Origin of the sequence: Mitsuaria sp. BK037, from assembly GCF_014193045.1 — a bacterium.
In the GTDB taxonomy this organism is placed as follows: Bacteria; Pseudomonadota; Gammaproteobacteria; order Burkholderiales; family Burkholderiaceae_C; genus Roseateles.
This window is the reverse complement of sequence record NZ_JACHYS010000004.1, coordinates 552217-571048: the sequence shown is the minus strand read 5'-3', so window position 1 is coordinate 571048 and position 18832 is coordinate 552217. Positions and strand designations below refer to the sequence as shown.

The window sequence follows — 18832 nt, the reverse complement described above, 5'->3', positions numbered from 1 at the left end:
CACCCCGCAAAGCCGACACCGGACAACTGCAATTAACTAGCGTGATCGAGTTGTTTTCAGCCGCCGCCTTCTCACGTGACTTATGCGAGTTTCAGACCGACTTGCACGAGGAATATCCAAGCCCGGCGTTCACGATTAACTTTGCGTCTGCGGGGGATTCCCACCCGCTCGCGCCGAGCGGCTCTCGGACAACTTTGAAAGTGATATATGCAAGTCTTGACTCAGCAAGAAATCAACATGGTCCACGGCGGCGACAGTTGGGCGGGCACGCCCGAAGGGCGCGAGCCGGTCCCGATGCCGGAAACATGGATTGATTGCGTCCAGCGAGAAGGGGGCTATCCCGGCGTGAGCGAACTCGGCGCCATGCTGAGTTGCACGGGACAGAAGATCCGCGAATGGGTCCGGATGTTCTGATTCCCTGAAACGGAAAAGGGCGCCTCTCGACGCCCTTTTCTATTTTCTGAATGCGAGATGGATGTTGCCTGCATCACTTTGATGCTCTTTGGTCTTCCATCAGCCGCATCGGGAACGGACTCGTGCCCCCCTTTTCCCCGACAGCGTGGCGCGCAAGTAGCGGCCGGCGCGTCTACAAGCCGTCGCAGACCGTTTCCTGGGATCCGCAGATCTTGTCCACCCAGAGACGGAACCGGCCCGGTGGCAGGCCGGCGCGAGCGGCGGGGGCGACGTTCAGCGACTTGCGCTCTTCGGCGGGGATCTTCGCGTCGACGTATTCCACCTGCGCCCACGGCCCTTGGCACGCGGCGAGTGAACTGGCGCTGACCATCACGTCGCTGTCGAACAGCTGCTCGTCGTTGAGCTGGAGCCAGACGGGTGCTTGAGCGTCGGGGCGAGCGCGACCGACGCGGGCTTGAGGCTTCACGACGAGCTTCCTGCCGGAGACCCAGCCCTCGCCCGCGAACGTGGGCCGCGGAGGCTGACCGGTGAGGTCCTCGTCATCCCGCGCATTGCGGATTCGGAACCAACCGGAGTCGCTCGCGGTGATCTCGACACGGACGCGGATCCAGGTGCCCGAGGCCTTGTCGACCCACACGGGCGGCAGCGTGCCCAGCACGCGGGCTTTCGCATTCGGCGCGGCGCGGACGTTCAGACCAGCGGGATCGGTCTCCTCGACGAAGGCGACGATCGAGCACGGCGTGGCGGGCGGCGGTGCGTCGGCGCGAGCAGCACCGGCGAATGCAGCGAGCGCGAGCGTCGTGAGGACGCGCAGTGAGGATTCAGCGGCAGTCGACCAGGACATAGAAGAACTTGGGGCGTGCGCCGAGTGAGGCAAGGAAGCGAGGATAGTAGTTCTGAGGCACCGTCTGGCAACCCGCCGACCACGTGTTCACCGCCGGGTTGGTGGTTGGACCGCCCTGGTGGATGTACATGGTCCGGCCCACACCATGACGATCGATTCGATCTCGGTCCGCCAAGGTGAAGCGCCCGTCCCCATCGGTATCACGCTCGACCGTCTGATCCGCACTGGCCCAGAAGGCGCGGTCTTTCAAGAAGATCCTGGGAAGCTCGGTGAAGAAGTAGGTCCCTGCGGCCAGCCGGCCCGCGTCACGGATGCCGTCCTTGTCCACGTCCGCGCCGTGTGCCTCCTTGAATCGAACGTCCTTGTAGCGGGCATCGACGCGCGCTCCGCTGGCGGTGACCGATGCCCGCTGAGCGTATTGCGCGGTCGGCTCGGTGGTCGCCGGAAAGAGATGGGCATGACCTCGCTGCCCCCACGCGTTCAGGACCACGATGTAGTCGTCGTAAACGCCACGCCCCTTGTTCGCGAGCGTCGACGTGTCTTGGCGCAGCCCGAGCAAGACGACGCGCCCTTCCCTGAGCGCGGCACTCGCGGCTGGCTTCCCGCGCTGCTGAATGAGAGCTTCACAAAACGCGTAGGCCACCGCCGACGAGAAGAACTGCGTTCGGGGGAACGCTGGACGGTCCTGCCTGTCCAGGAACCAACGCAAGAGCAGCGCATTGCCGTCAGGGCGGGCGGTCAGCGTCGCACGTGCCGACGGCGAAAGCGACGGATCGGCGAGACGACCGACGGTTGCTGAGAGGAGAGACGGAAGAGGCTCCACCTCGGTCCGCCACAGGTTCATGGCGGCTTCCGGCTCACGCTGTGCGAGGGCGGTGAATCGAGCGGCAAGCGCTTGAAGATCGGGTGTATATCGGTTCGCGACGGCCATCGGCGTTCTTCCCTGTCCATGAGCCATGTGGGCATGGCTTCGTTCCGATTGACTATAGGGAGGAGTCCTTCCCAGAGCGGTGGACGAAGGTCATACGCGGCGGCACCCGAGGTCGTCGCCCCCGATTCGACGGGGTGGCACAGATCTGAACGGCAACGTACCGGGCAAGGCATTCACGATGTTTTCATGCGGGTGAATCGTGATGAAGAGCACCGCCCTCCGCGAAACGAGAACTCCATAACGGTCCATTCGCCTCCTCCACGCGCCGGGACGGCTTCAAGATCACGGCGCTCGCTATGCTCGCCCGAGATCTTCAGGGAGAGAGCCGAATGGCCAGAAGGAAGAAGAGCGACGCGGAGACGGTCATCGACCTCTTCGCGTTGATGCCGTGGTGGGCCTGCGTGGCTCTGGCGGCGGTGGCGTACGTGGCGCTGCATGCGTTGGCGTCGAAGGCGCCGGCGACGGTGGACCCGACGCAGGCGCTGAATCAGATGGACAAGCTCCTCGTCGGCGCGGTGCTTCGGGGCCTCGCGACCTTCGGGCAGTACGTCGTACCGGTTTTGCTGCTCGCGGCGGCGGCGGTGTCGGCGGTGCGTCGATACCGGCGCGGGAAGCTGCTCGAGGCGGCGGTGCGATCGCAGGACGCCGCGGCAGTGGACGGCATGACCTGGCACGAGTTCGAGCTGCTGATCGGCGAGGCGTTCCGGCGCAAGGGGTATGCCGTGGTGGAGACGGGCGGCGGCGGCCCGGATGGCGGCATCGACCTGGTGCTGCGCAAGCCGGTCACGAACGGCAACGAGACCTACGTCGTGCAGTGCAAGCACTGGAAGGCCCAGAAGGTCGGCGTCGACGTGGTGCGGGAGCTCTACGGCGTGATGGCGGCCAGAGGCGCGGCGGGCGGGTTCTTGGTGACGTCGGGGAGGTTCACCACCGAGGCGATGGCGTTCGCGCAGGGGCGGAATGTCAGGCTCGTGGATGGGGCGAGGTTGAAGGAGCTGCTGGAAGTCGCGAGGACGGGTGGGCCCGGGAAGGCGGCCACCGTGCGCGATGAGCGGGCGAACGCGGAGATGACGATGGTCGTCTGCCCGCTGTGCTCAAGCGCAATGGTCAGGCGAGTCGCGAAACGTGGGCCCAATGCCGGCGAGCAGTTTTATGGGTGCTCGACCTATCCGGTTTGTAGGGGGACGAGGGCGGCGTGAGGGCGGAGTCACCCTCACGCCGCCGGAGCGCAGCCCGAACGTCGGAGCCCAATGCCCAAATGTTGTTGCGCCGTCGGTCTCGCCGCGGAAAGGGCGATAGGGCTTTGCCTCTGCTTTGGTCGGGCGACGTCGGGCCACTCAAGACCCCCTCTCGGGCGTACGCCTGTCAAAGAAGGGCGATACCCGATCGACGATCTGCAAATTCTTGGGTATCGTTCACGCCAATTCAGGATGTACCGATGCACACAAGTACAAAAAACGTAATTGACCTCTTCGCCGGTGTCGGCGGACTGAGTTTAGGAGCCGCTCGCGCGGGCTTCCGTGTAGCAGCGGCTGTCGAACTCGACAGTCGCGCAGCCGAATGGCACGGCCGAAACTTTCCCAATTCGATTCACCTTTTGGAAGACGTCGCCTCTCTCACTGGCGAGAGGCTGCTGTGTCTATCCGGAGTAAAAAGCGGTGAACTGGACGGGTTGATAGGGGGGCCGCCGTGTCAGGGCTTCAGCGACATTGGACTCAAGTCGGGCTCGGACCCACGGAATGAACTTCTGGTCCATTTCTTTCGCCTGGTTTCCGAAACTAGACCCGCCTTCTTCCTTGCCGAAAACGTTCCCGGAGTTTTAAAGGAACGTAATGCCGAAACACTGAAGCGTGCGCTTACGAATGTCCCACCGATATATAGACTTTTGCCGCCAATCACGGTGAAGGCGAGCGATTATGGCGCGCCCACAATTCGGAAACGAGTTTTCTTCATCGGCTTCGACCCAAATCGCGTCGGCAACCTCGCTGAGGCGGATTTTCTCCCGACGGGAATCAGCGACGTTCGCGTGGAACATGCTCTCGAAGCGCTGCCAGCGATTAGATCGGATTGGCAAACGCCGGAGCAGAGTTGGCGATCTGTCGGCGAACTCAGTGAGTCCTTCTATTCGACCAGTCTCTCCGCGGCAATTCCCTTCGGCGTTGGCGATGAATTCGCCATTCGCGAGCTAACCAATCGCCGCCGAGTCTCTGGATTCTTCGGCACCATACATACTCAAGAAACCATTCGCCGCTTGAGGTCCTTGCAGCCAGGGAGATCCGATCCGATTTCCAAATGCTATCGATTGGACCGTCATGGCTATTGTCCAACGCTTCGTGCCGGCACAGGCCCTGAGCGTGGCAGCTATCAAGCAATACGCCCGGTTCACCCAGGCTCGCCACGAGTAATCGCACCGCGCGAGGCAGCCCGCCTTCAGGGCTTTCCAGATTGGTTTCAATTTCATCCAACAAAATGGCACGCATTCCGACAGATCGGCAACAGCGTAAGCCCGATCGTCGCGGAGTATTTGCTTAAGAAAATATTTAAGGCCTCGAGTTAGCGGACGGATTATCACCTAGGGAGAGAAAATGAATGAAAACATAATGGACGACCAAGAAGATCTAAATGACATCGACGCGCAACCCACAAAATCTCTGTTTGTGGACATGTTGACACGAGATATCGGCTTGGGCCGGGCGGTACTGGACCTTGTAGACAACTCTATCGACGGCGCTCGGCGCCTGCGACCTGATAAGGATGCGAACTTCGAGGGACTGCAGATTGAGATTGACCTAGATTCCAATAAATTTCGGATTGAAGACAACTGCGGCGGAATTCCAATCGATCTGGCCAGAAGGTACGCTTTCCGCATTGGGCGGCCTCCAGAGATGAAGGCAACGCCAAATTCGGTCGGCCAGTTTGGCGTCGGAATGAAGCGAGCGCTATTCAAGTTCGGTCGAGTATTTGAAGTTAACTCCAAGACGGCGACCGAGGCATTCGATCTGCGGGTCAATGTAGATGAATGGGTAAGCGACGATAAAAGCTGGAAGTTTAAGTTTGATTCGACCGAAACCGCCCTGGACAATGCCCCTGACAACTGTGGAACCACAATCACGGTAACCGACCTTCGAGAAGACGTCGCGTCGACATTCGGCAAAGAATACTTTCGAATCGAATTGACTCGGGAGATTCAATCGGCGGAACAAGAGTACATTGATCGGGGCCTTAGAATTACCGTCAATCAAAAGACTCTGATTGCGACCCCCTGGGAACTTGCGGTGGGGAGCGGTATGCAACCTGCCATTGATCAGTTTGAGATCACAGCGCCAGACCAAGAGCCAGTACACGTTCGAATTTTTGCTGGGACAGCGGAGTCTAGCCCCAAACAGGCCGGATGGTACGTGTTTTGTAATGGTCGAATGGTTCTGGAGGCGGATCAGTCAAGCGCAACTGGGTGGAGCACCCTGGGACAAACGGACGTTCCCAAATACCACAATCAATTTGCGCGATTTCGAGGCTTTGTGTTCTTTGACTGCAAGGACGCACGACGCCTGCCTTGGAATACCACGAAGACAGGTGTCGACACCGATTCGGCTATCTTCCAGAGCGTCCGGCTCAAAATGATTGACGCTATGCGTCCGGTTATCAACTTCCTTAACGATCTAGACGCTGAACGCGAAAATCCCAAAGATGAGCAACCGCTGACCGCAGCGGTGTCGAAAGCGGCCCTTGTGCCCCTTAAATCCTTGACCTCCATCTCAGCGTTCAAACGGCCCGATAAGGCCGTTCCCAAAGGCCCTCCGCTGGTCGGAATTACCTTTAAACGACCGCAAGATCGGGTCGATGCACTTCAAGACGCACTTGGTGTAACCAGCGCAAAACAGGCCGGCGAGATGGCCTTCGATTTGACCGCGAGACGCTTGCTCGGAGAGGAATCATGACGGCGAGCTATCGAAAGATCGACTACCGAATCCGACCAGCCAAACACGTCGAGCGTCTCATGATGGTCGAGGCGCTACGCCGTCTTAGATTCGGGCGGCTTGAAGATTACCATTATATTGGACTGGGATCGGTTTACTTCGCTGACTTTGCTCTATTCCACCGAGCACTTGGCATCCGAAGGATGACGAGCATCGAACAGGCAGAACATGACAAGTCTCGATTTTCATCAAATTTACCCTACGCCAATATAAAAATGGCGTGGGGAAGTACATCCGAAGTACTTCCTCAGCTAGATCTTTCGAGCCGAGCCATCGTTTGGCTAGATTACGATGGGGCGTTAGATAGATCCATGCTAGATGACTTACGAACTGTCGCATCGAAGGTCGCCACCGGCAGCGTTCTCGCGCTGTCGGTTCAATGCCAACCCCCACGTCAAGATCTAAGCGCTCCACGAAATTCGGTTAACGCGTTAGCGAGGAAACTGGGTACTGATCGGATAGCTCCGGAGTGGTCCGATGAAGATCTAGCAGGGTGGGGATCTGCACGAGTCGCAAGAAAAATTTTGGAGAATGAGCTAACAAAGATTCTCCAACAGCGCAACGGTGCTCTCCAGCGAGGTCAACGCTTTCAAGCGGAACAGATCTTCAATTTCCACTACAACGACGGAGCCAATATGCTCACGGTCGGGTGGATTATCTTTGATGAAGGTCAACAGCCGATATTTAATTCGTGCAACTTCGATGGCCTCGATTTTGTGCGGTCTTCGGAAGAGGAGTTCAAGATCGAAATCCCGAAGCTAACTTCAATCGAGCTGAAGCGACTCTCCACCCAGTTGCCGCTAGAAGACGGCGCACAAATCCAGACCGGCCCAATACCTATTTCTGATGCAGCGAATTTTGTGAAGATATATCGATTCTTCCCAAATGTAGCGTTTGTCGACATCTAGAAAAGTTCGCTGCTCGTCATTGGTTGGCGGAGTCTTTTCATCGGGCCGAGATGACAGACAAATTATCACCCGAGCGCCGCTCTTGGTTGATGTCCCGAGTGCAAAGCAAGAATACTCTTGCGGAACTCAGGGTGCGAACCGTTGCTCATCGACTGGGACTTCGCTTTCGCCTACATCGAAAGGACCTTGCCGGCAGCCCCGACTTAGTCTTTCCAAAGTGCAGAATCGCCATCTTCGTGCATGGATGCTTTTGGCATCGTCATCCCGAATGCCCAAAAGCCTCTATCCCAAAGTCAAATAGCGAATTTTGGATGCAGAAGTTCGACGCAAATCGGCGCAGAGACGTTCTCGCGATAGAGAAACTGCAGCAGTCAGGCTGGCGGGTGGAGGTAATTTGGGAGTGCGAAACGCGTGACGCGGAAAGGCTGGCTGACCGTATTAAAGAGATATTCGAAATTTCCTCAGAGAGATGAACGCTGTCTTCGACGTGAAAAGTGACTCTGCCTATGACGATGACATGGCCAGCCGTTATCATTTTCCGCGACGTTATCTGCGAATAGCAGAACAGTGCGTCGGGGACTGGATTATTTTACGCCAGCCTCGGGCCGGTCACGGTAGCAAGGCATATATTGCCACCGCGAATATCGAGGCAATCCGACCCGACCCCATTCGCGCTGACCACTACTACGCATTTCTCCGGCAGTTTCTCCGATTTGACGAACCAGTCCGCTGGCGGGACGGTGAAGATTACCGTGAAGAAGCACTGAGAGAATTGGCAGATCAGACAAAGATTGGCCTATATCTTCGCGGGCGATCGATGCGACCGCTCTCCAATGCAGACTTTCAAAAAATAGTTTGGGCGGGATTTCGACGAACTGTCTCGCTTCAGGCGTTAGACCTTGCCGGAGACAGTGCACCATTCCAGTTTCCAGATAGACGCATTCACACAGTTCTTCTCAATCGGGCAGTTCGAGACTCGGCGTTCAGAGCACAGGTCTGCAATGCCTACGATGGGCGCTGCGCAATCTCCGGATTGAGGCTAGTTGATCATGCCGGAAGCTTTGAAGCTGAAGCGGCACATATTCTTCCGGTAGCCTCAGGCGGGCCCGACACATTGAAGAACGGGATCGCACTTTCCCGCACGCTTCACTGGATGTTCGACAGGCATTTAATATCCGTTTCCGAAAGCCTCGACGTCCTTACCCACCCGCTATTGCCGAATAGCCTAATTCATCATTTATCAAAAAAGTTAATCACTCCGGCAAATGCAAGTCTTTCGCCTGACTCAAAATTTATCGCACTCCATCGAGAGAAATTTTTGAGCAAGCTGACGACTTCAGTCTAATGGGCTAGCCTTAATCCGCCCCGAACCCATTGGCCTCGAGTACCGCTTTGACTAGGTGTAGCGGGGCCTGATTCCAAATCCAGAATGCCTGTTCCAAGCGCGTACCATGAGTGGCGATTGACAGACCAAAGCCTTGAAACAGTCTTAGAGCAGCCAATGTACTATCACTAAGAAAGTACCATTCATCGCTAAGTTGCCCTCTTAACCTCGCGTCATTGAGGAGCGTCCATAGCATATCTACTATTATTTCGATCTTTTCTCCGCCTTCCGCATCCATGGGAAGGTTGAAGTCGGGACGACCGTTATACCCTTTATGGATATCGGAGTGGCATTTCGAGCAAAGAGTCAGTCCATTGCCCGGCTCGAATCGAGCCTCCCTCAGAAAAGTCTTTCTGAAGATATGATGGGCGGACAATCTTTTAATTCCTCCGCACTTGAGACATCGATTTCCATCGCGAGCGCGGATGAATAGACTCCAGTCGCGCAGGCAACTTAGTTCAGAAGCACCGGAGGCAAGGCGGAGTATCAACCGCTGTCGAAAGACTTCGATATCCGAGGTCATTCAAGCGTCTGTCGAGATGAATAAGACTGGTAGGCCGTACAGGACTTGAACCTGTGACCAAAGGATTATGAGTCCTCTGCTCTAACCAACTGAGCTAACGGCCCCCTGGGGGTAATGCGCATATACGAACCCTGGCGGATTCGCGTGCTCCGGCCTTGCACCGGAGCGGCGGATTCTAACGGTGCGCTAGCGCACTCCCGCCGAGCCATCGCCGCTACTTCTGCGACAACGCATTGCTCACCATCCTCGACGTGATGTCGACGATCTCGATCATCCGGTCGTAGGCCATCCGCGTCGGGCCGATGACCCCCAGCGTCCCGACCACCTCCCCATCGACCTCATACGGCGCCGACACGATGGACAGCTCCTCCACCGGCACCACCTGGCTCTCGCCGCCGATGTAGATCCGCACCCCCTCCGCGCGCGAGGACACATCCAGCAGCCGCATCAGCTGCGTCTTCTGCTCGAAGAGGTCGAACATCCTGCGCAGGCTGCCCATGTCGTGGCTGAAGTCCTGCACCGTCAGCAAGTTGCGCTCGCCGGAAATGATCATCGGCTCGTGCTCCTGCAGCCCCTGCTGGCCCACGTCCACCGCCGCGCTCATCAGCTTGGCGATCTCCCCGCGCAGCTGATCCACCTCCAGCCGCAGGCGGTCCCGCACCACGTCCAGGCTCAGCCCCGCGTAATGCGCGTTCAGCCGGTTGCTCGCCTCCGTCAGGTCCGACTGCGACAGGTCCTGCGCCGTGAACACCAGCCGGTTCTGCACGTCCCCGTCCGGCGACACCATGATCACCAGCACCCGGCGCTCGCCCAGCCGCAGGAACTCGATGTGGTGGAACACCGCCGTCTTGCGCGGCGACGTCACCACCCCCACGAAACTCGACAGGCTGCTCAGCAGCTGCGCCGCGTTCGCGATCACCCGTTGCGGTTGATCCGGCAGCAGCTGGCTTTCGAAGGAGCCCGCCTCGCGCGGCATCCCCGGCTTGGCCGTCAGCAGCGTGTCCACGAACAGCCGGTAACCCCGCGCCGTCGGAATCCGCCCCGCGCTGGTGTGCGGGCTGGCAATCAGACCCAGCTCCTCGAGGTCGGCCATCACGTTGCGGATCGTCGCCGGGCTCAGCTCCAGCCCCGACGCCTTCGACAGCGTGCGGGAGCCCACCGGCTGGCCGTCGGCGATGTACCGCTCCACCAGAGCCTTCAGCAGTGTTTTCGCGCGGTCGTCGAGCATGTTTTTCATTCTAGTGAAGCCACCAGCGGCACCCCTTCCCAGCCCCCGGCCCCGCCACCTCGCTGTGGTGTAATTCCGCGCTATGTCCAAGCGCTTCCGTCACGTGGCCATCGTCGGAAAACCCCAGTCCCGGGGCATCCGGCCCATCCTGGAAGAGATTGCCGATTTTGTCGCCTCCCAGGGATTGGATGTTTCCCTCGAACAGGAAACCGCCGACAGCACCGGCATCACCGCCTTCCCCGCATTGACCCACGCCGAACTCGGCACCCAGTGCGACCTGGCCATCGTCGTCGGCGGCGACGGCACCATGCTCGGCTTCGCCCGCCAGGTCGCCCGCTACGGCCTGCCGCTGGTCGGCATCAACCAGGGCCGCCTGGGCTTCATCACCGACATCTCCGCCGACCAGTTCCGCGACGCCCTCGCCCCCATCCTCGCCGGCGACTTCGAGATCGAACACCGCTCCCTGCTCGAAGGCGCCGTCTTCCGCGACGGCGAGCAGATCTTCTCCGGCGTGGCGCTGAACGACGTCGTCGTCTCCCGCGGCGCCACCGCCGCCATGGTCGAGCTGCGCGTGGACGTCGGCGACGAGTTCGTCGCCAACATGCGCGCCGACGGCGTCATCGTCGGCACCCCCACCGGCTCCACCGCCTACGCGCTGTCCGCCGGCGGCCCCATCCTCCACCCCGGCATCGCCGGCTGGGTGCTGCTGCCGATCGCGTCCCACGCGCTCTCCAACCGCCCCATCGTCCTGCCCGACAGCGGCGAGGTGCGCCTGACCATCGTCGCCGGCCGCGACGCCTCGGTGAACTTCGACATGCAAGCCCTGGCCTCGCTGCTGCACGGCGACTGCATCACCGTGCGCCGCTCCCAGCACCGCGCGCCCTTCCTGCATCCGCGCGGCTGGTCCTACTACGCCACGCTGCGCCGCAAGCTCCGCTGGAACGAAGGAAACACCTGATGCTGCGCCGCCTGAGCCTCAAGGACTTCGTCATCGTCCCGGCGCTGGAGCTGGATTTCGCCGCCGGTTTCTCCGCCCTCACCGGCGAGACCGGCGCCGGCAAGTCCATCCTGATCGACGCGCTGCAGCTGGCCCTGGGCTCGCGCGGCGACGCCGCCGTCGTGCGCGAGGGTGCCACCCGCGCCGAGATCTCCGCCGAGTTCGACCGCCCCGCCGCCCTCGCCGCCTGGCTGGAGGAAGCCGGCTTCGACACCACCGACGGCGCCGAGGACACGCTGCTGCTGCGCCGCGTCATCGACGCCCAGGGCAAGAGCCGCGCGTGGATCAACGGCGGCACCGCCACCGTCGCCCAGCTGCGCGAGCTGGCCGAGCACCTGCTCGACATCCACGGCCAGCACGCCTGGCAAGGCCTGACCCGCCCGGCCAGCGTGCGCGAGCTGCTGGACAGCTTCGCCCAGATCGAGACCCGGCCGATGGCCGCCGCCTTCACCGAGTGGCGCCAGGCCAGCGAGGCGCTGGGCGCCGCGCAGTCCAAACAGGCCGACCTGGCGCGCGAGCATGAGCGCCTGAGCTGGCAGATCGGCGAGGTCGACCGCCTCGCGCCCGGCGCCGACGAGTGGGACGAACTCAACGCGGAGCACCAGCGCCTGTCGCATGCGCAATCGCTGATGGACGCCGCGCGCGGCGCGCTCGAGCGCATCGCCGAGGCCGAGATCAACGCCGAGTCGCTGACCGACGAAGCGCTGTCCGCGCTGCAGGACGTGCTCGGCTACGACGCCGGGCTGCAGGACACGGTCAACGCGCTGCTGGGCGCGCAAGCCCAGTTGCAGGACGCCGCGCACAGCCTCGGCGCCTACCTGCATGCCGCCGACCTCGATCCGGACCGGCTGCGGCAGCTCGACGACCGCCTGTCCGCCTGGGTCACGCTCGCCCGCCGCTATCGCCGCCAGCCGGCCGAGCTGCCGGCGCTGCTCGCCGAATGGAAGGCCGAACTCGCGCAGCTCGACGCCGCCTCCGACCTCGATGCGCTGCAGGCCCGCCAAGCCGACGCGCTCAAGCGCTACCAGAAGGAAGCCAAGGCCGTCAGCACCGCGCGCGCCAAGGCGGCGCCGGCGCTGTCGAACGCGGTGTCGCAGGCGATGCAGCAGCTCGGCATGGCCGGCGGCCGCTTCGAGGTCGCGCTGCTGGCGCAGGACGAGCCGCAGGGCTTCGGGATGGAATCGGCCGAGTTCCTCGTCGCCGGCCACGCCGGCAGCACGCCGCGCCCGCTGGCCAAGGTCGCCTCGGGCGGCGAGCTCTCGCGCATCGCGCTGGCCATCGCCGTCACCACCAGCCAGCAGAACAGCGGCGCCGGCACGCTGATCTTCGATGAGATCGATGCCGGCGTCGGCGGCGCGGTCGCCGAGACCGTCGGCCGCCTGATGAAGCAGCTCGGCCAGCGGGTGCAGGTGCTCGCGGTCACCCACCTGCCGCAGGTCGCCGCCTGCGCCGATCACCACTTCCTCGTCGCCAAGGCGCTCAAGGACGGCAAGACCAACTCCGAGGTCCGCCCCATCGCCGGCGAGGCCCGCACCGCCGAGATCGCCCGCATGCTCGGCGGCGAGCGCCTGTCGTCGACCTCGCTGGCGCATGCACAGGAGATGCTGGACCTGTCCGCCAAGTCCACGCCTGCCGCGGCCGCCACGCCCGCCGCGCCCGCAGCCGCCGGCAGGAAGGTCAAGCCATGAGCGCGCCCCACACCGCGCCGGTACCGGCGCCTCAGGCCACGCCCAATGCCAACTCGCCGCGCGGCGAGGTGGTGCTCGTCACCGGCATGTCCGGCGGCGGCAAGTCGATCGCGATGCATGCGCTCGAGGACGCCGGCTTCTTCTGCGTCGACAACCTGCCGCCCGAGCTGCTGCCGCAGTTCCTCGACCTGGAGCGCCAGCGCGGCTGGCGGCGCGTGGCCATCGCGGTGGACGTGCGCAGCGCCGGCTCGCTGCCGCAGCTGCTGGGCCACATCAAGACGATGCGCCAGGAAGGCGTGTCGCTGCGCTCGATCTTCCTGGACGCCGACGACGACACGCTGCTGCGCCGCTTCTCCGAGACGCGCCGCCCGCATCCGCTGCGCGTCGGCAACGAGGACAGCGACACCCACCGCGCGCTGCAGGAGGCGATCGCACTCGAGCGCGAGCTGCTGACGCCGCTGCGGATGGAATCCACCGTCATCGACAGCAGCCAGCTCCGCCCGGCGCAGCTGCGCGGCTGGTTGCGGGACCTGGTGCATGTCAGCGGCGCCTCGCTGACGCTGGTGTTCGAGTCCTTCGCGTTCAAGCACGGCGTGCCCAGCGACGCCGACTTCGTCTTCGACGTGCGCGTGCTGCCCAACCCGTATTACGACCGCGAGCTGCGGCCCTTCACCGGCCGCGACGAGCCGGTCGCGGCCTATCTGGAAGGCCAGCCGGAGGTGCGCTTGATGCTGAGCCAGATCGGCGCCTTCATCGCGCAGTGGCTGCCCAACTTCGCGCAGGACCAGCGCAGCTACCTGACCGTGGCCATCGGCTGCACCGGCGGCCAGCACCGCTCGGTCTATCTCGTCGAGACGCTGGCCAAGCAGTTCGCGTATCACGGCCAGGTGCTGAAGCGGCACCGCGAGCTGGACGCCCGCTGAGCCGTCCGCTCACACGGCGCTCGCGCCGCCCTCCTCGCGTGCCTGCTCCATCTCCTGCACCTGGTTGAACAGCAGGATGCCCAGCACCACCGAGGCGAAGGGCATCAGCACCAGCATCAGCAGCAGCCACAGCACGACGTTGCGCCCGGCGCGCTTGAGCGCGATGCCCATGTAGGCGAAGTGCGCGCACAGGCCGGCGAACAGGCCCAGGCCGAACATGGTCAGCTTGGCGGGATCGCCCTCGCCGGGCACCTGCGTCTCGCTGATCAGGAACCACAGGCACACGCCGCTGGCGAGCACGGCGATAAAAGCCGATTCCAGTGCGCTCTTGAGGGCCGCGGCCCGGCCCGGCTTGACGTCGTTCGACATGGTGTCCCTGAATGCGGTGGTGGCGTGCGCGGGCCTGTCGCGGCCCGTTCTGGCAATCGCGGGAGCATAACGGAGCGGCGCCCGCCGGGGACCGGCGGAACCCCGCGCCCGACCCGGAAACCGGGGGGCGCCGCCAGCGCGCGGCCGCCTCAGTCCAGCAGCTTCTTCAGCGGCGCCGGCAACGCGTACTCGCCCAGCCGCTCGCGCGCGACCCACACGCCTTCGCCCGCCGGCCGCGTCTCGCGCGGCAGCAGCGCCCGGCGCGGATGCAGCAGCCAGTCGAAATGCGTCAGCACATGCTTGACGCGCGGCAGCGGCTCGGGCGCCGCCACGCCCAGCGCGGCGCTCTGCGCCGTCAGCGTGGCCTCGTCGTCGAACAGCGGCAGCGTCCAGAGCCCGCCCCAGACGCCCTCGGCCGGCCGCTGCTGCAGCCAGACGCGACCCTCGTGCTCCAGCCACAGCCACCAGCTCTCCCGCTGGCCGCGCTTGAGCTTCTTGGTCTTGACCGGATAGCGGGTGGGCTCGCCCTGCGCCAGCCCGGTGCACAGCGCCGCCACCGGGCACAGCAGGCACTGCGGGCTGCGCGTCGCGCACAGGCTGGCGCCGAGGTCCATCAGGCCCTGCGTGTACGCGGGCATGTCCTCGGGCGACGACGGCAGCAGCGCCTCGGCCTGGCGCCACAGGCGCTTCTCCTGCGCGGCCGAGGACAGGTCGCCGTCGAAGGCCAGCAGCCGGCCCAGCACGCGCTTGACGTTGCCATCCAGGATGGCCACGCGCTCGCCGAAGCAGAAGGACGCGATCGCCGCCGCCGTCGAGCGCCCGATGCCCGGCAGCTCCGCCAGTTCGGCGGCGCTGCGCGGGAAGGCGCCGCCATGGCGCTCGACCACCGCCTGCGCGCACTTGTGCAGGTTGCGCGCCCGGCTGTAGTAGCCCAGCCCGGCCCACGCGGCCATGACCTCGTCACTGGGCGCCGCGGCCAGCGCGGCCACGTCGGGGAAGCGCTCCAGGAAGCGCTTGTAGTAGCCCAGCACCGTCGTCACCTGCGTCTGCTGCAGCATGATTTCCGACAGCCAGACCCGGTACGGGTCGCGCGTGTTCTGCCACGGCAGGTCGTGCCGCCCCTCGCGGCGCTGCCACGCGAGCAGCCGCGGGGCGAAGTCGCCTCGCAGCGCCGCCACGCGGGCGTCCAGGTCGGCATCGGAGATCGGGGAGTCGGGCGTCGTTCTCAAGGCTTGCGTCTTGGCTGGCGTTCTGGCGCTCATCGCTCTGGCGTTCATCGCTTCTGGCAGACCGGGCAGAAGAAGGTCGAGCGCTGTCCCTGCACGATGCGCCGGATCGGCGTGCCGCAGGCGCGGCAGCGTTCGCCCTCGCGGCCATAGACGCGCGCCTGCATCTGGAAGCTGCCCGCCACGCCGTGCGCATCCTTGAAGTCCCGCAGCGTGCTGCCGCCGGCCTCGAGCGCCTCGCCCAGCACCTGCCGCAGCGCCGCCGCCAGCTTGGCGGCGCGCGGCCGGCTCAGCTTGCCCGCCGCCAGGCGCGGATCGACGCCGGCCAGGAACAGCGCTTCGCACGCATAGATGTTGCCCGCGCCGACGACCACGTCACCGGCCAGGATCGCCTGCTTCACCGCGACGCGCCGGCCGCGGAAACCGTCATGCAGGTAGGGGCCGTGGAATTCGATGTCGAAGGGCTCCAGCCCGATCCGGGCCAGCAGCTTGGCGGCCGGCTCGACGGTCAGTCCGTCCGACCAGACCACCGCGCCGAAGCGCCGCGGATCGGTCAGGCGCAGCACGCCGCGGTCGGTGACCAGTTCGAAGTGGTCGTGCGGCCCCGCGGCGGGGGGCTGCTCGCGGAAGGCCAGCGAGCCCGACATGCCCAGGTGTAGCAACAGGCCGCCGCCGCTCTCGTCCGGATGGCCGGGCTGCTCGGCCGTCGCCACCAGCGGCAGCCAGATGTACTTGCCGCGGCGCTGGGCCTCGCCGACCCGGCGCCCCACCAGCCGTTCCGCCGCCACGCCCAGCGGCCAGCGCAGTGGTTTTCCCAGCCGCACGTCCAGCACGCGCGCGCCGGCGATGGCCGGCGCAAAACTTCGTCGTGTAACTTCAACTTCCGGTAACTCGGGCATCCCGGAATCATAGGCGCGGCGCCCGCGCCGCTTCCCTAGAATGGTCCGCGGCTTGCCCGTCAGGCCTTCCCGCCCAGTTCAGGAGTTCCTCATGCCCGCCCTCGTGCGCCACCGCTGGTGGCTCCCAGCCGCCCTCGCCCTGAGCTGCGCCGCCCACGCCCAGACCCAGCCCCCGCAAGCGCCGGCCGCGGCCGACGCGCCCGCCTCCGCCGCCTCGGCGCCGGTCGTCAATTCCGACCTCGACGCGCCGATGTTCTACCAGTTGCTGATCGGCGAGCTAGAGCTCCAGGGCGGCCAGGCCGGCGTCGCCTACCAGGTGCTGCTCGACGCCGCCCGCCGCAGCAATGACGAGGAACTGTTCCGCCGCGTGGTCCAGATCGCGCTGCAGTCGCGCGCCGGCGACCAGGCCGCCATCGCCGCCCGCGCCTGGCGCGAGGCGCTGCCGACTTCGCTGGAGGCGCACCGCACGCAGATCCAGTTGCTCGCGCTGCTGAACCGCCCGGCCGAGATCCCGCCGGTGCTGCGCTCGCTGCTGGCGCTGACGCCGGCCGACGGCCGCGGCGCGCTGATCGCGGCGCTGCCGGCGCTGTTCCAGCGCAGCCCGGAACCGGCGCGCGTGCTGGAGGCCTTCGAGCCGCTGCTGCGCGAGACCGCCGCGAAGCCGGAGACGCGTTTCTCGTCGCTGCTGGTGCTGGCCCAGCTCGCCAAGAACGCGGACCGCTACGAGACCGCGCTGATCCACGTCCGCGCCGCCGCCAAGGACTTCCCCGAGCGCGAGGAACCGCTGCTGATGGCGCTGGAGCTGCTGCCGCGCCGCCCCGAGGCCGAGGCGCTGGTCACCGCCGAGCTGCAGGCCAAACCCGACAAGCAGGCGCTGCGCCTGGCCTACGCCCGCGCGCTGGCGCGGGCCCAGCGGCCCGGCGACGCCGCGCGGGAGTTCCGCGTGCTGACGCAGGAGTCGCCCGAGGATGCGTCCCACTGGCTGGCGCTCGGCGCGCTGGAGCTGGACCTGCAGCATCCCGACGCGGCCGAGACCGCGCTGCAGCGCTACCTGAAGCTGGTGGACAAGCCCGGCGGCGACTCGTCCTCGCTGGCCGAGCGCGCGATCGCGGCGGCCGGCCTGGACAAGGCCGACAAGGAAGCCCGCCAGCAGGGCCAGTTGCTGCTGGCGCAGGCCGCGGAGATGCGCGGCGACTTCAAGACCGCCGAGAAGCGCCTGGCCGGCATCGAGGCCGCGCCGGGCAACCTGGACATCGCCTACCGCCGCGCCTCGCTGCTGGCGCGCCAGGGCCGGCTCGACGAGGGCCGCGAACTGCTGCGGCAACTGCCCGCCGACCGCGACCAGGACCGCCGCGCCCGCGTGCTGGCCGAATCCCAGCTGCTGCGCGAAAACAAGCAGTGGCAGGCCGCCTACGACCTGCTCGGCCAGGCGATCAAGCAGTCGCCCGAGGATGCGGACCTGATCTACGAGCAGTCGATGATGGCCGAGAAGCTCGGCCGGGCGCAGGAGATGGAAGCGCTGCTGCAGAAGGTCATCCAGCTCAAGCCGCAGCACTACCACGCGTACAACGCCCTGGGTTACTCGCTGGCCGATCGCAACGAGCGGCTGCAGGAGGCGCGCGACCTGATCTCCAAGGCGCTGAGCTTCGCGCCGGGCGAGCCCTTCATCGTCGACAGCATGGGCTGGGTGGAATTCCGCCTCGGCCGGCTGGGCGAGGCCGAGCGGCTGCTGCGCCAGGCCTACGGCTCGCGCCCGGACGCGGAGATCGCCGCCCACCTCGGCGAGGTGCTCTGGGCCGCCGGCCAGCAGGACGAGGCGCGCCGCGTCCTCGCCGATGCCGCCAGACGCGATCCGCGCAACGAGGCGCTGCAGTCGGTGATGCAACGCCTGCAGGTCCGTCCCTGATGCGGCGGCGGCAATTCCACCTCGGCGCGCTGGCCGTTCTCGGGGCGACGGCGCTCGCCGGTTGCAGCTCGGTGCCCCGGGCCTCGGGCGCGGACGCCGCCGCGCTGGCGCAGGCGCCCCGCCTGACCGGCAAGTTCGGGCTGATCGTGCCGGCCGGCCCCGGTGGCCAGCCGCGCGGGCAGAACGTCAACGCCAGCTTCGAGCTGCTCGGCGATCCCCGCCGCGGCCAGCTCGAAATGAGCACGCCGATGGGCAGCCTGGTCGCGCGGGTGTCGTGGCAGCCGGGCTCCGCCTGGGTCAAGACGCCCGACGGCGACCGCGCCTACGACGACATCGACGCGCTGACGCAGGAGCTGCTCGGCGAGGCGCTGCCCGTGCGGGCCCTGTTCGACTGGCTGCGCGGGCGGCCCTGGCCGCAGGCGCCGTCGCGGGCGGCGGACGGCACCGGCTTCCAGCAACTGGGCTGGCAGGTGGACCTGCGCCGCTTTGGCGACCAGCTGATCTCCGCCCAGCGCCTCAACCCGAATGGATCCGAACCGCTGGCGACGCTGCGCCTGAAACTCGACGCGCCCGTCAGCCCTTGATATCCCGGCGTGGCGCCGGGGTATTTTTCGA

Annotated in this window: 18 protein-coding genes and 1 tRNA gene; 12 read left to right on the top strand and 7 right to left on the bottom strand. The window is 64.9% G+C overall.

Annotated features, from left to right (window positions below; genetic code table 11):
• The first annotated feature begins 216 nt into the window (after positions 1–216).
• A complete protein-coding gene (locus FHT37_RS23520) occupies positions 217–414 on the top strand; it encodes a hypothetical protein (RefSeq protein WP_183485186.1) in 198 nt (65 codons plus the stop codon).
• Positions 415–586: 172 nt separating this feature from the next.
• Here FHT37_RS23520 and FHT37_RS23515 read toward each other — a convergent pair whose 3' ends face one another.
• Both FHT37_RS23515 and FHT37_RS23510 read right to left on the bottom strand, forming a co-directional pair.
• Complete coding sequence (locus FHT37_RS23515) at positions 587–1258, bottom strand: SH3 domain-containing protein (protein WP_183485183.1); 672 nt, start codon at positions 1256–1258, stop codon at positions 587–589.
• Positions 1236–2189, bottom strand: coding sequence for a hypothetical protein (locus FHT37_RS23510; RefSeq protein ID WP_183485181.1), 954 nt, complete (start codon positions 2187–2189; stop codon positions 1236–1238). Before FHT37_RS23510 ends, FHT37_RS23515 begins: the two co-directional genes overlap by 23 nt.
• A gap of 329 nt (positions 2190–2518) precedes the next feature.
• On the opposite strand from FHT37_RS23510, the gene FHT37_RS23505 reads away from it, so the two are divergent.
• The 6 genes from FHT37_RS23505 (at position 2519) to FHT37_RS23480 (ending at position 8419) form a co-directional block, all read left to right on the top strand.
• A complete protein-coding gene (locus FHT37_RS23505) occupies positions 2519–3388 on the top strand; it encodes a restriction endonuclease (protein ID WP_183485178.1) in 870 nt (289 codons plus the stop codon).
• Positions 3389–3627: 239 nt separating this feature from the next.
• A complete protein-coding gene (locus FHT37_RS23500) occupies positions 3628–4746 on the top strand; it encodes a DNA cytosine methyltransferase (RefSeq protein ID WP_183485175.1) in 1119 nt (372 codons plus the stop codon).
• A 28-nt stretch (positions 4747–4774) separates the two neighbouring features.
• Entirely contained in the window at positions 4775–6127 is a 1353-nt protein-coding gene (locus FHT37_RS23495; protein ID WP_183485172.1) for an ATP-binding protein, read from the top strand.
• Positions 6124–7074, top strand: coding sequence for an O-methyltransferase (locus tag FHT37_RS23490; protein ID WP_183485169.1), 951 nt, complete (start codon positions 6124–6126; stop codon positions 7072–7074). Before FHT37_RS23495 ends, FHT37_RS23490 begins: the two co-directional genes overlap by 4 nt.
• 50 nt (positions 7075–7124) lie before the next feature.
• Positions 7125–7547 (top strand): very short patch repair endonuclease, encoded by a 423-nt coding sequence (locus FHT37_RS23485; protein ID WP_183485166.1) that lies wholly within the window; start codon positions 7125–7127, stop codon positions 7545–7547.
• Complete coding sequence (locus tag FHT37_RS23480; RefSeq protein WP_183485164.1) at positions 7544–8419, top strand: HNH endonuclease; 876 nt, start codon at positions 7544–7546, stop codon at positions 8417–8419. The genes FHT37_RS23485 and FHT37_RS23480 overlap by 4 nt, the downstream gene beginning before the upstream one ends.
• Positions 8420–9008: 589 nt before the next feature.
• On the opposite strand, the gene FHT37_RS23475 is transcribed toward FHT37_RS23480, so the two are convergent.
• Both FHT37_RS23475 and hrcA read right to left on the bottom strand, forming a co-directional pair.
• A tRNA-Ile gene (locus tag FHT37_RS23475) sits at positions 9009–9085 on the bottom strand.
• 110 nt (positions 9086–9195) lie between these two features.
• Positions 9196–10209 carry a heat-inducible transcriptional repressor HrcA gene (hrcA, locus tag FHT37_RS23470; RefSeq protein ID WP_091721362.1) on the bottom strand — a complete coding sequence of 338 codons (1014 nt, stop codon included), beginning with the start codon at positions 10207–10209 and terminating at the stop codon, positions 9196–9198.
• An 82-nt stretch (positions 10210–10291) separates the two neighbouring features.
• Between hrcA and FHT37_RS23465 the strand changes: the two genes are divergently transcribed.
• From FHT37_RS23465 to rapZ, 3 genes are read left to right on the top strand one after another with little or no spacing between them, the layout of a single operon-like run.
• Positions 10292–11167 carry an NAD kinase gene (locus FHT37_RS23465; RefSeq protein ID WP_183485161.1) on the top strand — a complete coding sequence of 292 codons (876 nt, stop codon included), beginning with the start codon at positions 10292–10294 and terminating at the stop codon, positions 11165–11167.
• A complete protein-coding gene (recN, locus tag FHT37_RS23460) occupies positions 11167–12894 on the top strand; it encodes a DNA repair protein RecN (protein WP_183485158.1) in 1728 nt (575 codons plus the stop codon). Before FHT37_RS23465 ends, recN begins: the two co-directional genes overlap by 1 nt.
• Positions 12891–13817 carry an RNase adapter RapZ gene (gene rapZ / locus FHT37_RS23455; RefSeq protein ID WP_091721353.1) on the top strand — a complete coding sequence of 309 codons (927 nt, stop codon included), beginning with the start codon at positions 12891–12893 and terminating at the stop codon, positions 13815–13817. The genes recN and rapZ overlap by 4 nt, the downstream gene beginning before the upstream one ends.
• 9 nt (positions 13818–13826) lie before the next feature.
• Here the strand turns inward: rapZ and FHT37_RS23450 are convergent, their stop codons facing one another.
• The 3 genes from FHT37_RS23450 to mutM form a co-directional block, all read right to left on the bottom strand.
• Positions 13827–14186: a hypothetical protein gene (locus FHT37_RS23450; RefSeq protein ID WP_091721350.1), complete on the bottom strand. Its 360-nt coding sequence runs from the start codon at positions 14184–14186 to the stop codon at positions 13827–13829.
• Positions 14187–14335: 149 nt separating this feature from the next.
• Positions 14336–15448 carry an A/G-specific adenine glycosylase gene (gene mutY, locus FHT37_RS23445; RefSeq protein ID WP_183485155.1) on the bottom strand — a complete coding sequence of 371 codons (1113 nt, stop codon included), beginning with the start codon at positions 15446–15448 and terminating at the stop codon, positions 14336–14338.
• Between the two features lie 11 nt (positions 15449–15459).
• Complete coding sequence (mutM, locus tag FHT37_RS23440) at positions 15460–16311, bottom strand: bifunctional DNA-formamidopyrimidine glycosylase/DNA-(apurinic or apyrimidinic site) lyase (protein ID WP_183485152.1); 852 nt, start codon at positions 16309–16311, stop codon at positions 15460–15462.
• A 91-nt stretch (positions 16312–16402) separates the two neighbouring features.
• On the opposite strand from mutM, the gene FHT37_RS23435 reads away from it, so the two are divergent.
• The gene (locus FHT37_RS23435; protein WP_183485149.1) at positions 16403–18217 is read left to right on the top strand and encodes a tetratricopeptide repeat protein; all 1815 of its coding nucleotides are present in this window, start codon (positions 16403–16405) and stop codon (positions 18215–18217) included.
• Positions 18217–18801 (top strand): outer membrane lipoprotein LolB, encoded by a 585-nt coding sequence (locus tag FHT37_RS23430; protein ID WP_183485146.1) that lies wholly within the window; start codon positions 18217–18219, stop codon positions 18799–18801. The genes FHT37_RS23435 and FHT37_RS23430 overlap by 1 nt, the downstream gene beginning before the upstream one ends.
• Positions 18802–18832: the final 31 nt, after the last annotated feature.

What these genes read in the sequence shown, in the direction of transcription:
- FHT37_RS23480 (WP_183485164.1), top strand. Translation starts at nt 7,544, where the DNA reads ATGAACGCTGTCTTCGACGTGAAAAGTGACTCTGCCTATGACGATGAC.
- FHT37_RS23485 (WP_183485166.1), top strand. Translation starts at nt 7,125, where the DNA reads ATGACAGACAAATTATCACCCGAGCGCCGCTCTTGGTTGATGTCCCGA.
- hrcA (WP_091721362.1), bottom strand. Translation starts at nt 10,209, where the DNA reads ATGCTCGACGACCGCGCGAAAACACTGCTGAAGGCTCTGGTGGAGCGG.
- FHT37_RS23515 (WP_183485183.1), bottom strand. Translation starts at nt 1,258, where the DNA reads ATGTCCTGGTCGACTGCCGCTGAATCCTCACTGCGCGTCCTCACGACG.
- mutM (WP_183485152.1), bottom strand. Translation starts at nt 16,311, where the DNA reads ATGCCCGAGTTACCGGAAGTTGAAGTTACACGACGAAGTTTTGCGCCG.
- FHT37_RS23500 (WP_183485175.1), top strand. Translation starts at nt 3,628, where the DNA reads ATGCACACAAGTACAAAAAACGTAATTGACCTCTTCGCCGGTGTCGGC.
- FHT37_RS23510 (WP_183485181.1), bottom strand. Translation starts at nt 2,189, where the DNA reads ATGGCCGTCGCGAACCGATATACACCCGATCTTCAAGCGCTTGCCGCT.
- FHT37_RS23465 (WP_183485161.1), top strand. Translation starts at nt 10,292, where the DNA reads ATGTCCAAGCGCTTCCGTCACGTGGCCATCGTCGGAAAACCCCAGTCC.
- FHT37_RS23505 (WP_183485178.1), top strand. Translation starts at nt 2,519, where the DNA reads ATGGCCAGAAGGAAGAAGAGCGACGCGGAGACGGTCATCGACCTCTTC.
- FHT37_RS23435 (WP_183485149.1), top strand. Translation starts at nt 16,403, where the DNA reads ATGCCCGCCCTCGTGCGCCACCGCTGGTGGCTCCCAGCCGCCCTCGCC.
- FHT37_RS23450 (WP_091721350.1), bottom strand. Translation starts at nt 14,186, where the DNA reads ATGTCGAACGACGTCAAGCCGGGCCGGGCCGCGGCCCTCAAGAGCGCA.
- FHT37_RS23490 (WP_183485169.1), top strand. Translation starts at nt 6,124, where the DNA reads ATGACGGCGAGCTATCGAAAGATCGACTACCGAATCCGACCAGCCAAA.
- FHT37_RS23495 (WP_183485172.1), top strand. Translation starts at nt 4,775, where the DNA reads ATGAATGAAAACATAATGGACGACCAAGAAGATCTAAATGACATCGAC.
- rapZ (WP_091721353.1), top strand. Translation starts at nt 12,891, where the DNA reads ATGAGCGCGCCCCACACCGCGCCGGTACCGGCGCCTCAGGCCACGCCC.
- mutY (WP_183485155.1), bottom strand. Translation starts at nt 15,448, where the DNA reads ATGAGCGCCAGAACGCCAGCCAAGACGCAAGCCTTGAGAACGACGCCC.
- FHT37_RS23430 (WP_183485146.1), top strand. Translation starts at nt 18,217, where the DNA reads ATGCGGCGGCGGCAATTCCACCTCGGCGCGCTGGCCGTTCTCGGGGCG.
- recN (WP_183485158.1), top strand. Translation starts at nt 11,167, where the DNA reads ATGCTGCGCCGCCTGAGCCTCAAGGACTTCGTCATCGTCCCGGCGCTG.